Source organism: Thermorhabdus hydrogeniformans, assembly GCF_049310025.1.
In the GTDB taxonomy this organism is placed as follows: domain Bacteria; phylum Bacillota; class Thermosediminibacteria; order Thermosediminibacterales; family Tepidanaerobacteraceae; genus JBJYKD01.
Map to the genome: position 1 here is coordinate 62,625 of NZ_JBJYKD010000003.1, position 14,492 is coordinate 77,116.

A 14,492-nucleotide genomic window follows, 5' to 3' on the forward strand; every position below is an offset into this window, starting at 1 on the left:
TTTTTCGCATACAGAAATTGACAGGGGGTAACATAAAAAAGAAACAGCGAAATCAACAGTTTTTATGATGCTCGACATTTTTTTGCAGGAATTTTTTAATGGAAATAGAATTAAATTAGCTGCTATTAAATACAAGGAGGTATTGGTTTTGAGTAATTTTTTCACACAAAGAGTTTTGTCCAACGGCATTAATTTCTATACTCATTCTACCGAGAAATTCAAAACCACAACTTTTTGTCTTTTTGTTCATCAGAATCTAAGGAAAAACTTAGCGACCAGGACGGCGCTGCTGCCCTTTGTTTTAAAAAGGGGAACCCAGAGTTTTCCTACTTCCAGGAAATTGAGCCTGTATCTTGAAAGCCTTTATGGCGCCGACATGGGAGGGGACATTTTAAAGAGAGGAGAAACCCACATCCTGCAGTTTTTCATGGAGATGGTAAATCCGGGATTTTTAAGTGCTGGAGAGGATGTCCTGGACAGAGGCCTTTATGCTTTTAAAGAAATGGTGCTCAACCCTTTAATTGAAGATGATGGGTTCAAAAAAGACTATGTGGAACAGGAAAAAGATGTTCTGAGAAGAAATATAGAGTCTCTCTATAATGATAAATTGAATTATTCCATAGAACGCTGTTTCCAGGAAATGTGTAAAGACGAACCATTCAGCGTATACAAGTACGGGAATATAGAAGACCTTGAAGCCATTGATAACCGGAACCTCTATGAATACTATCGCTACTGCCTGCGGCATTGTCCCATAGATATTTTCGTGCTGGGAGATGTCCGGGAGGAAGAAATCTACGAAAAATTTGACAAAATATTTTCTTTTGAACGCGGGGATGAACTGCCTGTCAAAGCGGTGTCGGCTGAAAAAGAAATTTCAAAAGAGAGATTTGTGGAGGAAAAACAGGATGTAAACCAGGGCAAACTTTCAATGGGATTCAGGACCAACACGAGGTACGGAGATGAAGATTTCTACGCCCTGATGGTCTATAACGGTATCCTGGGAGGGGGACCTCATTCAAAACTTTTTCAAAATGTGAGGGAGAAGGCCAGCCTTGCCTATTACGCCTTTTCAAAACTGGAAAAGACCAAGGGATTGATGCTTATCAGCTGCGGCATAGAATTTGCGAACCTTGAGAGGGCCATTGAAATCATAAACAGGCAACTGGAAGATATAAAGCGCGGCGAGATTACGGATTACGAATTTGAGAGCACCAGGAAAACCCTTATAAATTCGTTGAGAGAAGCCACCGACAGCCCGGCTATGATAATAAGCCTGTATCTGGACGGCATCATCAACGGCATCAGGGAGTCGGCGGAAGATATTATCAAAAAAATTCTTGAGGTAAAAAAAGAAGATGTGGTTAAAGTGGCCCAAAAAGTCAAACTTGACACTGTGTTTTTCTTAAACAAAAAGTAAGCTGAAAGGTGGATTTGAATGGATTTATTTTTAGGAGAAAAACTTTTTTCAAGGCGATCAAGAAACGGCCTCTGGACGTATGTTCTGCCCAAAAAGAATTTCAGCAAGGTTTTTGCTCTTTATTCCACTCATTACGGCTCTATCGACAGCGAGTTCATTGTGCCGGCTACCGGGGAACACTTAAAGGTGCCCGAAGGCATTGCACATTTTCTCGAACATAAAATGTTTGAAATGGAATACGGTAACGTGTTTGACAAGTTCGCCGAACTCGGAACATCCTCTAATGCTTTTACAAACTATACCAGTACGACATATCTTTTTTCCGCCACTTCGAATTTTAAACAGAATTTAAAACTTTTGCTGGAATTTGTAGATACGCCTTATTTTACAAAGGAGAACGTAGAAAAGGAAAAAGGCATTATAACGCAGGAACTTCGGATGTATGAAGACGACCCCGAATGGCAGGTGCTTTTAAATTTGTTACGTTGTCTGTACCATAACCACCCCGTGCGAATAGATATCGGTGGAACCGTTGATTCCATTCAGAAGATCGATGTGGAAACTCTTTACAAATGTTATAACACCTTTTACCATCCCAGCAACATGCTGCTGTTTGTCACGGGGTGTGCGGAGCCGGAAGATGTCTTTAACCTGGTGGATGAACATGAGAAAGAAAAAAATTTGGCTCCTCAAGCCGAAATAAAGAGGTTTTATCCCGAGGAACCGGATACCATAAACATGCCTTCCGCAGGAGTAAATCTCGATGTGGCCGAGCCCTTGTTTTTAATGGGATTCAAGGACGTCGATGTGGGATACGACGGCTATGATCTTTTAAAAAAGGAAATAACCACGGCCATATTGCTGGAAATCCTGCTGGGAAAAAGCTCCCAACTGTACGAGCATCTGTATGAAGAAGGGCTCATCGACGACAGGTTCAGCTTCAGTTTTGAGGGTCAAAAGGATTACGGTTTTTGCACCATAGGGGGAGAGACGAGAGACCCGGAAAGGCTCCATCACGAAATTTTGGACAGCATTTCTTCAAGCAAGGAGAATGGCTTAGCACCGGAAGACCTGGCCAGGGTTAAGAAAAAATTTTTAGGCGATTTTATACAGGGGTTTAATTCCCTTGAATTTATAGCCACATCTTTTGTCACTTATTATCACAAAAAAATCAACCTGTTCGATTATATAAAAGCTTTACAGGAGATAACCCTAAACGATGTGACCCGGAGACTCCATGACTTTTTCGACTTTTCAAGACATGCAGTTTCTGTGGTTATGCCGAAAAAATGATGGATTTTTTCCATCATTTTTTTTTAAATTTTTTATTTCGCTGGAAGGAATTTTAAAATATTCCTAGAATAGTTTAAGTGGTATAAAGTGGTGGAAAGTGGGTTATAGAGTACTAAAGTGGAGTGAAAAAAATGTTCATGGGACAGTTCCAGCATTCCCTTGATTCGAAGGGACGGCTGATAATTCCATCCAAATTCAGAGAGCTCCTGGGAGATAGTTTCATCCTGACAAAGGGTTTGGATCGCTGCCTGTTTGTATATCCTAAAGATGAATGGGCAATGCTGGAACAAAAATTAAAAACCCTCCCTTTTACCCAAAAAGACGCCAGGGCGTTTATAAGATTCTTTTTTTCTGGCGCAGTAGAAACCGAAATAGACAGACAGGGGAGGATTCTTATACCGCCCCCGCTCCGAGAACATGCACGCATAGATAAAGATGTGGTCATCATAGGGGTTTCAAACAGGGCTGAAATATGGAGCCAGGAGGAATGGGAGGCATACAGCAGAGAAGCCGCGGTATCTTATGAGGAAATAGCCGAAAAACTCGATTTAGGTATTTAGGTGAAGGCGTATGGCTTATTATCATGAATCGGTGCTTCTAAACGAATCGATAGACATCCTGGCCCCGAAGCCGGGTGGAGTTTATATTGACGCCACACTGGGCGGTGGAGGGCACTTCAAGAAAATTTTGGAAAAAATAGGTAATTCCGGGCTTGTTATAGGAATCGATCAAGACGAGGATGCCATTTTGAACGCTTACAAGCAGTTCTCCGACCATGCGGGCAATGTAAAATTTGTCCACGATAATTTCAAAAACTTGAATAATATAATCAAAGACCTGGGAATAGAGGGCATCGATGGAATCATTTTCGACCTGGGCGTATCTTCTCATCAACTGGATGAGGAGTCCCGTGGCTTTTCATATATGAAAGACGCTCCTCTTGATATGAGGATGGACAGGCGTTTAACAACAACCGCTAAAGATGTGATAAATCAAATGCCACAGAAAGAATTAAAAAAGATCATACGGGAATATGGGGAAGAACCCTGGGCAGGTCGAATAGCGGAATTCATTTGCGAGAGGCGAAAAAAAGAAATAATAGAGACTACGGGGCAGCTTGTGGAAATCATCAAGGATGCCATCCCGGCGAGGGCCAGGCGTAAAGGGCCCCATCCCGCCAGGAGAACTTTCCAGGCTCTCAGAATTTATGTAAATGATGAGCTTAATCTTCTGCGCTCCAGCATAATTGATGCTGCCGGGCTGCTGAACCCCGGCGGAAGGATTTGCGTCATTACTTTCCATTCCCTTGAAGACAGAATCGTAAAAAATACTTTTAAAGAACTGGCAACGGACTGCATATGTCCAAAGGATGTCCCCATATGCACATGCAATAAACGGAAGGTCCTGAAAATTTTAACATCAAAGCCCGTTTATCCTTCAAAAGAAGAGATACAGAAGAATCTTCGGGCTCGCAGCGCCAAATTAAGGGCAGCGGAAAAGCTACCGGTTCTAAAACGCTGAAGGGGTGAATAAAGTGGTATTAGCTGAAAGAGATATAGAAAGGCGCAGATTGTACCGTGAAACATTGCAAACATATGAAAAACCTGTACACAGGGAAAAGGTTCGTCCGCACAAAAAAGGCCGTTATATTCTGGTTCTGGCACTGGTGGCTTTGATGGCCATAATACTGCTTTCAAGGTTTTCCATGATAACCGAAAGCCAGTACAGGATAGAAAAGCTGAAAAATGAGCTCAAAAACATAGAAGAGCAAAACCAAAGGCTCAAGGTAGAAGTGGCCAATCTAAAATCTGTAGCCAGGATTGAGGATATTGCCAAAAACAAATTGAATATGATAGAACCGGACAGCCATCAGATCGTTTATCTCAACGAGAATTAAAGTTATGCGGGGGATTTAGATGTCGGTCCCAGTAAAGGTCATTAAAAGGAGGTTAGTAATACTCCTTTTATTTTCATTAATATTGAGCTTCAGCTTAATGGGGAGGGTTTTCTGGATACAGTTTGTCCGGAGCGATGAATTGAGGGAGAGGGCGCTGGACCAGTGGACAAAGGATATTCCGGTGGAACCGAAAAGAGGCACCATATATGATAGGAACGGAAACCCCCTGGCCATTAGTGCCACAGTAGATTCAGTTGTGGCTAGCCCCCAGGATATCAAAGATATTGAAAAGACGGCCACGCTTTTATCGACGGCCTTAAACATGGATAAAGAAAGTTTAATTCAGGTCATTTCGGAGGCCAAAAGCAAGAAAAAAGCCACCATTTTTATAAAACGCAAGATAAGCGACGAGGAATCCGAAGCGGTTCGAAAATTAAACCTGAAGGGAATTTATTTTACAAAGGAAACCAAGAGATTTTATCCAGAGCGAAATCTGGCATCCCATGTCCTTGGATTTACGGGCATTGACAGCCAGGGTCTCGACGGCGTGGAATTGATTTATGATAAGTATTTGAGGGGTGTTCCCGGCAGGATCGTATCGGAAACGGATGCCTTGAGTAGAAAACTTCCCTTTGGGGTAGAAAAGTACATACCTCCGGAAGATGGGCTTAACCTTCAGCTGACCATCGACAAGGTTATACAGCATATTGCCGAAAGGGAACTGGAAAAGGCCCTGGTAGAACATGGAGCAAAAAGAGGCACCATCATAGTTATGGACCCCAGGACCGGAGAAATACTGGCCATGGCAAACAAACCGGACTATGATCCAAATGATTTTAAAAAGTATCCGCCGAAATTGTGGCGGAACAGTGCTGTCTCGGATGTGTATGAACCGGGGTCGACTTTTAAGATAATAACAGCGTCCGCCGGTCTTGAAGAAGGCGTAGTTCGGCCCGACGATAAATTTTTCGATCCCGGGTACATAATCGTGTCGGGGGTCAGGATCGGTTGCTGGCGCCATGGAGGCCACGGCAGCCAAACGTTTGTCCAGGTAGTAGAAAATTCGTGCAATCCGGGTTTTGTAGAAGTAGGTATGAAACTGGGCAAAGACAGATTCGTAAAGTATATTAGGGGGTTTGGTTTTGGAGATACCACCGGCATTGATTTGCCGGGGGAAGCCCGGGGAATCTTTGATCCTTCAAAAATAGGCCCTGTGGAACTGGCCACAATCTCATTCGGGCAGGGCATTTCCGTGACGCCGATTCAATTGATAGCGGCGGTATCAGCGGTGGCAAACGACGGCAAGCTCATACAGCCTCACGTGGCAAAGGCCATCCTGGATAAAAACGGCAAGGTGATTCATGAATTTACGCCCAATGCGGTAAGGCAGGTCATTTCGCATGAAACCGCACAGGAAATGAAGAAAATCCTGGAAAGTGTTGTTACCAACGGCACCGGCGGTCGGGCAAAGATTGAAGGCTATAAAGTGGCGGGGAAGACCGGCACGGCTGAAAAATACGCCGCAGGTAAGTACGTGGCTTCTTTTGTAGGGTTTGCCCCCGCCGACGACCCCAGGCTCGCCGCACTGGTGATCATCGATGAGCCCATGGGCGGGACCATATACGGCGGGCAGATTGCCGGCCCGATATTTAAAAAGGTCATGGCGGACTCTTTAAATTATATTGGAATTAAGCCCGAAATGCCGCCGGAAGAAGACGGCCTTACGGTCAAGGTGCCCGATACCAGGAACCTCTTCGTGGAAGACGCCAAAAAAATCCTGGAGCAAAATGGGCTTTTAGCGCGGGTGGAAGGCGACGGCTATGTGGTGTGGGATCAGGTCCCGGCACCGGGTGCTGAAGTCAAGAAGAATTCCACGGTGATTTTAAAAGTGTCCGATTCGCGGACCAACAAAGACCCGGTAACGGTGCCAGACTTAAGGGGCAGGACAGTAAAGGAATCCAGCGACATATTGAACGCCGTCGGGCTGAATATAGAAATAAACGGCACCGGGTTTGCCGTAAAACAGACCCCCCCTCCCGGCGTTGAAGTGGGCCTCGGCACCACCGTAAAGGTGCAGTTCGATCAGATGGAATAAAACCTAAATTTCCGAAGATAATATTGAGGATAATATTAAAGTAAAAGAAGGGAATTTCAATGAAAATAAAAGAACTCGTTTCAAAGCTGTCAGGAATTTTATCTATAAACGGTTCAACCAATGCGGACATAACTTCTATAGTCTACGACTCCCGGAAGGCCGGAAAGGGTTCACTTTTTGTGGCCATAAAGGGCATGAGCGCCGACGGACATGAGTTTATTCCCCAGGCCCTGGAAAAAGGTGCGGTTGCCGTGATAGGCGAAAGGGATTTAAAGTTGGAAAACGCCGTTTATATCAGGGTGGCCAGCAGCCGGCGGGCTCTTGCGCAAAGTTCCGCATGGTTTTACGGCTACCCCGCCAGGAAATTAAAACTGATCGGTGTTACAGGCACCAACGGCAAGACCACAACCACATATCTCGTAAAGGCCATGCTGGATGAAGCCGGTATTAAAACCGGAGTAATAGGCACCATAGGAAACTGGATCGGAAATAAATTACTTCCGGCGGAACGGACCACCCCCGAATCCCTGGAGTTAAACCAGCTTTTCAGTCAAATGCTCGAGGAAGGTGTCGAATATGTAGCTATGGAAGTATCGTCTCATTCTTTAAAACTTTCCAGGGTGGACGGCATTGAGTTTGAAGTGGGCATTTTTACAAATCTTACCCAGGACCATCTGGATTTCCACAGGACTTTTGAAGACTATTTTAATTCAAAAAAGAAGCTCTTCGACTTTTCAAGAAAAGCAGTGATAAACGCTGACGATGAAAGCGGGCAAAAACTGATAAAACTGCTGGACATCCCGGTAACCTCATATGCTATCGAAAATAAAGCCGATCTCAAGGCTGAAAACGTAAAAATAACAGCCGGAGGAGTGTCTTACGACCTGATGGTGGGGAGCAGGAGAGTGCAGGTTTCTTACCGTGTTCCAGGCAGATTCAGCGTGTATAATTCGCTGGCGGCCATAGCCGCCGGACTCGCCCTGGGGCTTTCTCCGGATACCATGACAAAAGCTCTGGAAAAGGTGGAAGGTGTGCCGGGGAGGTTCGAAGTTGTTAAAAGTGGGCAGGATTTCACGGTTATAGTAGATTACGCCCATACGCCCGACGGCCTGGAAAATGTATTAAAAACCATAAAAAACTTTTGCACGGGGAGGATAATAACGGTTTTTGGCTGCGGCGGCGACAGGGATAAAAAGAAGCGCCCCATAATGGGGAAAATAGCTTCGGAGCTTTCAGATTATTGTATAATCACTTCTGACAATCCAAGAAGCGAAGATCCGGAGGCCATTATCGGAGAGATAGAGAAGGGAATAACGGCGGGAAATTACGAGATAATTCCGGACAGGAAAGATGCCATCAAAAGGGCCATAGAAATTGCCGAAAAAAACGATGTGGTTTTAATAGCCGGAAAGGGGCATGAGAATTACCAGATATTAAAGGATAAGGTTATCCACTTTGACGATAAAGAGGTGGCAGCAGAGTTTTTAAGAAAAAGGGGATCATGAGATGAAATTCAAAAGGATGATAGACCCCGACAGCGCATCTGGATAATAACATCATGCAAGAGTCAGGATGCGCACAGAAAATTGTAACAGAATGTGATATAATTCTGGTAAAAGCATCTCGGATATACCGTGCAAGAAACGGCACAGCTTATAATTTGGAGGGTCTTTAATTGAAAGCGGAATTCACTGCAGCTCTTATTTCCTTTATCATAGTGGCGGTTATGGGAATTCTCACGATACCGACGCTGGCCAGGCTCAAGTTCGGCCAGACTGTAAGGACCGACGGTCCGAAGCGGCATTTCAAGAAGATGGGAACTCCTACGATGGGGGGGATCATGTTCATACCCGCCATTGCCATATCAACTCTGATTATTTCCGGCGGGTCCGCCAATGTTCTTATGGCAATCCTCTCTATGACAGGATTTGCTATGATAGGATTTTTCGATGATTATATAAAGATAATTAAAAAAAGATCTCTGGGACTTCGGGCAAACCAGAAATTAATGTTTCAATTAATATTATCCATGACTATGACCTTTTATGCCTATAAATTTTTTCCAAAAACCGGTACGGTTTTAGCTCCATTCTTTCCAGGGGGTATAGAAACGGGCCTTTTATTTATACCATTTACCATATTTGTCATCCTGGGAACCGTAAATAGCGTGAATTTGACAGACGGACTTGACGGGCTGGTTTCCGGTATAGTGGCCATAATAAGCTTTTTTTATACGTTGATCTGCCTCTTTTTAGGCTTAAAAGACCTGGCTATTTTTGCAGCCTCGATAGGCGGGGCCTGTATAGGGTTTTTGATATACAATCATTACCCGGCCAGGGTATTCATGGGTGACACCGGGGCTCTGGGGCTTGGGGGAGCGCTGGCGGCTATGGCAGTACTGTCGGGAACACAGTTTTACCTGATCTTTTTTGGTATGATTTTTATTATAGAAACTCTTTCCGTGATCCTGCAGGTCATTTTTTTTAGAGTTACCGGCAGGAGGATTTTCAAAATGAGCCCCATTCACCACCATTTTGAACTGATGGGGTGGAGCGAACAAAAGGTGGTTTTGGCCTTCTGGTGCTTTACACTGTTGACCGGTGTAATGGGGCTTGCGCTCTTTGATTTGACCGGTTTGCCATGAAAAAGAAAGGGGAATGGTTATGGAGCTTAAAGGGAAAAACGTATTGATAATAGGGCTTGCCCGGAGCGGCATAGCGGCCGCCGTGGAGCTGGCTAAACTCGGAGCAAAAATCGTAGCCAGTGACGTAAAGCCGAGAGAGGAAATAAAGGACGCCAGAGCCCTGGAACAATATGGGGTGAATCTGGTGTGCGGAGGGCATCCCGTTGAACTGCTGGAAAACTGCGACCTCATTGTGGTAAGCCCGGGTGTTCCCGCCGATATTGAGATTCTAGAGGAAGCCCGGAAAAGAGATATACCGGTAATAAGCGAACTGGAGCTGGGTTACTGGTTTTCCAGGTCCCCCATTATAGCCGTTACCGGGACCAACGGTAAGACCACCACTACCACTCTGATCGGAGAGATATTGAAAAACGACGGCAAGAACATCTCTGTGGCGGGCAATATAGGCATACCCCTTGTAGGGGAAGTGGATAAAGACGGCCGGAAGGATTATATGGTGGTGGAAGTCAGCAGTTTTCAACTGGAAAACATAATGCATTTTAAACCCAAAATCGGCGTAATATTAAATATCACGGAAGACCATCTAAACAGGCACAAAACTTTTGAAAATTACGTGGAAGCTAAGGCCAGGATTTTTGAAAATCAGGATGAAAAGGATTTTGCCGTATTGAATTTCGATGATCCCACGGTGGTATCCCTGGCCAGGAGAGCCAAAAGTAAGGTCGTTTTTTTCAGCCGCAAGCAGGAACTGGCAAGAGGTGTTTATGTAAAAAACGGTGTCATTGTGATAAAGGAAAATGGTGAAATACACCCCATATTAAAGGCAACGGAACTGGGAATAAAGGGTGCCCACAATTTGGAAAACGCCCTGGCTGCCGTTGCGGTGGCATGGATCGTAAAGGTAAATTTAAACAATCTGGCGGAGACCCTGAAGGATTTTCACGGCGTGGAGCACCGGCTCGAATACGTCGCCACCATTGACGGTGTGAAATACATAAACGATTCCAAAGGCACAAATCCCGATGCCGCGCAAAAAGCCATCGAAGCTGTGGAGGAGCCCATAATACTGATAGCGGGCGGTTATGACAAGAAGAGCGATTTCACCGGATTTGTGGACTCTTTTAAAGGCAGGGTGAAAAAAGTAATACTGATAGGAGCCACCGCCGAAACCATAGAGAAGGCCTGCAGGAAGCAGGGTTTTTTCAATACGGAAAGGGCCGGTTCCATGAAGGAAGCAGTAGAGCTTGCCAGGCGCTCTGCTGTGCCTGGAGACGCGGTTCTGCTGTCCCCGGCCTGCGCCAGCTGGGATATGTTCCAGAATTTCGAGGAACGCGGGAGGGCCTTTAAAGAGGCGGTGTACGCTTTAAAGAGCTAGGAGGGGGTGAAAATTCATGAAATATAAAAAACCTCCGGACTTTGCCATCCTTTTTTCTACGCTGATATTGCTTTGTTTTGGGATTATAATGGTTTTCAGCTCCAGCAGCGTATGGGCGCTATATCAGCATAAAGACAGCTTCTATTTTTTGAAAAGGCAGATGGCATGGGCTTTTTTGGGGTTCCTGGCCATGATTTTTTTCATGAATTACGATTACTGGAATATAAAAAGGCACGAAAAAACCGTGGTTTTTGTTATGTTTGTCCTGCTGGCCATAGTTTTAATCCCGGGCATTGGCATTGAAATCAACTATGCCCGTCGATGGATCGGCGTTGGCTCCCTGACGGTACAGCCTTCCGAACTGGCAAAGCTGGGAATGGTTATATACCTTGCGTGCGGATTGGAGCGAAAGCAAGATAAGATAACCAATTTCTTCAGCGGGGTGGTCCCATTTTTGATAGTCACGGGGATTGTGTGCGGCCTCATTCTGGTGGAACCCCATTTGAGCGCGGCGGTGCTGATTGGGCTCAACACCATGATAATGCTGTTTGTGGCAGGCAGCAGCATTTTGCAGCTATTAGCCCTGGGGGCTGGCGGATTTGCGGGGGTTGTGGCGGCCATCTTAAGCGCACCTTACAGAATGAGGCGTTTTTTATCTTTTTTGAACCCGTGGGAGGATATACGGGACACGGGGTATCACATTATACAATCCCTGTATGCCCTTGGTTCAGGCGGATTGATCGGGGTCGGCCTGGGGCACAGCCGACAAAAGTTTTTTTACCTGCCGGAACCTCAAACCGACTTCATATTTGCTATAATAGGAGAAGAACTGGGTTTTTTGGGAGCTTCCTTTGTTATGTTGCTTTTTATGTTTTTCATATGGAGGGGTTATAAGACGGCGCTCTCGGCTCCGGACCTTTTTGGCAGGTTCCTGGCTGCCGGACTTACGACTCTCATAGCCCTTCAATTTTTGATCAACATCGCCGTTGTCACGGCGTCTATGCCGGTAACGGGGATGCCCCTGCCGTTTATCAGCTATGGAGGCTCTTCCCTCACGATTACAATGACAGAGGTGGGCATTTTGCTCAATATTTCAAGGTATACGGAGGCAAAATGAAATGCCTGTAAAAAAATTCCTTTTAGCGGGGGGAGGCACCGGCGGTCATATTTACCCGGCCATAGCCATAGCCTCCCGCCTGAAACGCGATTTTCCCGATGCAAGAATTTTGTTTATAGGGACGGACAGAGGCCTGGAAAAACAGCTGGTGCCCAGGGCGGGCTTTCCATTGGAGAAGATCAGGGTGAAAGGTTTTAACCGCAAACTCTCTCTGGACACCCTTGTTTCTATTAAAGAGATGGTCCTGGGCGGATTGGATTCAATAAAAATTTTAATGCGTGAAAAACCGGATCTTGTAATCGGGACCGGAGGGTACGTGGCTGGCCCCGTTATATTTTTTGCGGCCCTTTTAGGCTTGCCTACTATTATTCATGAGCAAAACGTCAAACCGGGCGTCACCAACAGGATTCTTTCGCGGTTCGTGGACAAAGTGGCCGTAAGCTTTCCGGATTCGGTGAAATACTTTCCAAAAGGCAAAACGGTTTTGACGGGAAACCCCGTAAGAAGCGAAATCGCTGCCGGTGACCGCGCCGCTGCTTTAAAAAAATTCGGTCTTCGTTCCGAACTGCCGGTGGTGCTGTGCTTCGGCGGAAGCCAGGGCGCGGCCAGGTTAAATGAGGCAATGCTTTACGTCATAGAAAAGATTAAAAATTCCAGAAAGTTTCAGGTTATACACGTCACCGGCCAAAAACACTACAGCGGTTTTACCCAGATACTGGAAAATAAAGGAATAAGAATCGATGAACTGGAGCATATTAAATTAAAACCGTATATTTACGAAATGCAGGATGCGTATGCAGCCGCCGATCTGGTTATCTCGAGGGCCGGCGCCATCAGCATTTCCGAGATAACCCTGTGCGGCAAGCCGTCGATTTTAATACCGCTGCCGACGGCGGCCGACCGACATCAGGACTACAACGCGAACTTTTTGGAGAAAAACGGCGCTGGAGTGGTTATATACGATAGAGAACTTACGGGAGAAAAATTGTTGGGTGTAATTCGGGAGCTGGTATTTGATAAGGAAAGGCTCTCAAGAATGTCGGAGGCCAGCAGAAGTCTGGCCAGGCCGGAAGCTCTGGAAAACATTGTAAACGAGATAAAGAATCTTATAGACTAAAATTATTTACTTCATTTTTGCAGTATGTTAATATGATTTTGTACAAGCAATTAAACTGTAACAGGCGGAGATGGTGTAACATATCATATTTATATACCCACCCTATTGGTCTTACGGAAGGAGAGAAGCAATTTGACAGGCAATTATAATCGTATACATTTTATCGGTATAGGCGGAACAGGTATGAGCGGGATAGCAAAAATAATGATGAACCTCGGCTACGAAGTTTCTGGCTCCGATCTTAAAGCTTCGGAGGCTTTAAATCGGCTGAAAAGCTCGGGAGCCAAAGTGTATATAGGCCATAAGGCCTCCAATGTATACGGAGCCGACCTGGTAGTAATGTCTTCGGCTATCCCGGCGACCAATCCCGAATATATAATGGCGAAAGAATCAAACATCCCCATAGTTCACCGGGCGGATATGTTGAGCCTTCTGATGGCTCCCAAGAAGGGCATTGCGGTAACGGGCGCCCACGGAAAGACCACCACCACTTCCATGATTTCTTTGATTTTGGAAAAAAACGACTTCGATCCTACGGTCGTAATCGGCGGAGAGTTAAACGACATTGGCGGAAACGCCTCTTTGGGTCATGGAGATTACCTTGTGGCAGAGGCCGATGAAAGTGACGGTTCCTTTTTAAAATTAAATCCTTTCATAGCCGTCGTAACCAACATTGAGAACGATCACCTGGATCATTATAAGAACATGGATGCAATGAAGGAAGCCTTTAAAAAATTTATCGGAAATATAAAAGAAGGCGGTTTTGCAGTCCTGGGTAGCGACAATGAAAATGTTAGAGAAATAATAAAAGAAGTGAATAAAGAGCATTATACCTTCGGTTTAAATTACCCGGCGGATTATATGGTTAAAAACATCAGGGCTTACGGCATGGAATCCAGCTTTGACGTATACTTCAGAGAGAAATTTTTGGGGCGGGTGGAACTTCATGTTCCTGGAATGCATAATATATATAATGCGACGGCGGCCGTAGCTGTGGGAGATAGGCTGGGTATAAATTTCGACGGCATGGTACGGGCCTTAAAAATGTTTAGAGGAGTTCAGAGAAGGTTTCAAATTGTCGGCGATGTAGAGGGCGTAAAGATAATCGACGATTACGCACACCACCCCACGGAAATTAAAGCCACTTTAAAGGCTGCAAAATTATGCAATCCCAGAAAAATTTATGCCATTTTCCAGCCTCATAGATATACAAGGACCCGGATACTGGCAGAAGAGTTCGGCGGTGCCTTTGAGAATGCGGATGAGGTAATACTCACCCGCATCTACAGTGCTGGAGAAGCGCCGATTCCCGGCGTCACGTCGGAATTGATTTACAATGCTCTGATGCGAAATGGAAAGCAGGTGACATATATAGAAGAAATGGAGGCTATTCCCGATTATATTCTACCCAAACTGAAGCCGGGGGATTATGTTTTGACCATAGGAGCTGGAGATATATGGAATGTGGCCTGCAACATCGCCACCGGGTTGCAGAAAACTTTTTTAAAGGGAGGTAACAGGTGATTTCTCGGAG

12 protein-coding genes are annotated in these 14,492 nt (G+C 45.3%); all 12 read left to right on the forward strand.

Annotated elements, in window-relative coordinates:
* The first annotated feature begins 148 nt into the window (after positions 1 to 148).
* The 12 genes from yfmF (at position 149) to murC (ending at position 14,482) form a co-directional block, all read left to right on the forward strand.
* Positions 149 to 1,420 (forward strand): EF-P 5-aminopentanol modification-associated protein YfmF, encoded by a 1,272-nt coding sequence (yfmF, locus tag ACKX14_RS02170; protein ID WP_422444202.1) that lies wholly within the window; start codon positions 149 to 151, stop codon positions 1,418 to 1,420.
* An 18-nt stretch (positions 1,421 to 1,438) separates the two neighbouring features.
* Complete coding sequence (gene yfmH / locus ACKX14_RS02175; protein WP_422444204.1) at positions 1,439 to 2,713, forward strand: EF-P 5-aminopentanol modification-associated protein YfmH; 1,275 nt, start codon at positions 1,439 to 1,441, stop codon at positions 2,711 to 2,713.
* Positions 2,714 to 2,844: 131 nt separating this feature from the next.
* Positions 2,845 to 3,273, forward strand: a complete 429-nt coding sequence (gene mraZ / locus ACKX14_RS02180) for a division/cell wall cluster transcriptional repressor MraZ (RefSeq protein ID WP_422444206.1) — start codon at positions 2,845 to 2,847, stop codon at positions 3,271 to 3,273.
* Between the two features lie 10 nt (positions 3,274 to 3,283).
* On the forward strand, positions 3,284 to 4,234 hold the full coding sequence (gene rsmH, locus ACKX14_RS02185; RefSeq protein ID WP_422444208.1) for a 16S rRNA (cytosine(1402)-N(4))-methyltransferase RsmH: 951 nt from the start codon (positions 3,284 to 3,286) through the stop codon (positions 4,232 to 4,234).
* A 13-nt stretch (positions 4,235 to 4,247) separates the two neighbouring features.
* Positions 4,248 to 4,610, forward strand: coding sequence for a cell division protein FtsL (gene ftsL, locus ACKX14_RS02190; protein WP_422444210.1), 363 nt, complete (start codon positions 4,248 to 4,250; stop codon positions 4,608 to 4,610).
* 19 nt (positions 4,611 to 4,629) lie between these two features.
* Entirely contained in the window at positions 4,630 to 6,705 is a 2,076-nt protein-coding gene (locus ACKX14_RS02195) for a stage V sporulation protein D (protein ID WP_422444212.1), read from the forward strand.
* Positions 6,706 to 6,764: 59 nt separating this feature from the next.
* Positions 6,765 to 8,210 carry a UDP-N-acetylmuramoyl-L-alanyl-D-glutamate--2,6-diaminopimelate ligase gene (locus ACKX14_RS02200; RefSeq protein WP_422444214.1) on the forward strand — a complete coding sequence of 482 codons (1,446 nt, stop codon included), beginning with the start codon at positions 6,765 to 6,767 and terminating at the stop codon, positions 8,208 to 8,210.
* A 170-nt stretch (positions 8,211 to 8,380) separates the two neighbouring features.
* Positions 8,381 to 9,349, forward strand: a complete 969-nt coding sequence (mraY, locus tag ACKX14_RS02205) for a phospho-N-acetylmuramoyl-pentapeptide-transferase (RefSeq protein WP_422444216.1) — start codon at positions 8,381 to 8,383, stop codon at positions 9,347 to 9,349.
* 19 nt (positions 9,350 to 9,368) lie between these two features.
* Positions 9,369 to 10,724, forward strand: coding sequence for a UDP-N-acetylmuramoyl-L-alanine--D-glutamate ligase (gene murD / locus ACKX14_RS02210; protein WP_422444218.1), 1,356 nt, complete (start codon positions 9,369 to 9,371; stop codon positions 10,722 to 10,724).
* A gap of 16 nt (positions 10,725 to 10,740) precedes the next feature.
* Positions 10,741 to 11,841, forward strand: a complete 1,101-nt coding sequence (spoVE, locus tag ACKX14_RS02215; protein ID WP_422444220.1) for a stage V sporulation protein E — start codon at positions 10,741 to 10,743, stop codon at positions 11,839 to 11,841.
* Position 11,842: 1 nt separating this feature from the next.
* Positions 11,843 to 12,958, forward strand: a complete 1,116-nt coding sequence (gene murG / locus ACKX14_RS02220) for an undecaprenyldiphospho-muramoylpentapeptide beta-N-acetylglucosaminyltransferase (protein ID WP_422444222.1) — start codon at positions 11,843 to 11,845, stop codon at positions 12,956 to 12,958.
* Positions 12,959 to 13,141: 183 nt separating this feature from the next.
* The gene (murC, locus tag ACKX14_RS02225; RefSeq protein ID WP_422444224.1) at positions 13,142 to 14,482 is read left to right on the forward strand and encodes a UDP-N-acetylmuramate--L-alanine ligase; all 1,341 of its coding nucleotides are present in this window, start codon (positions 13,142 to 13,144) and stop codon (positions 14,480 to 14,482) included.
* Positions 14,483 to 14,492 lie beyond the last annotated feature (10 nt).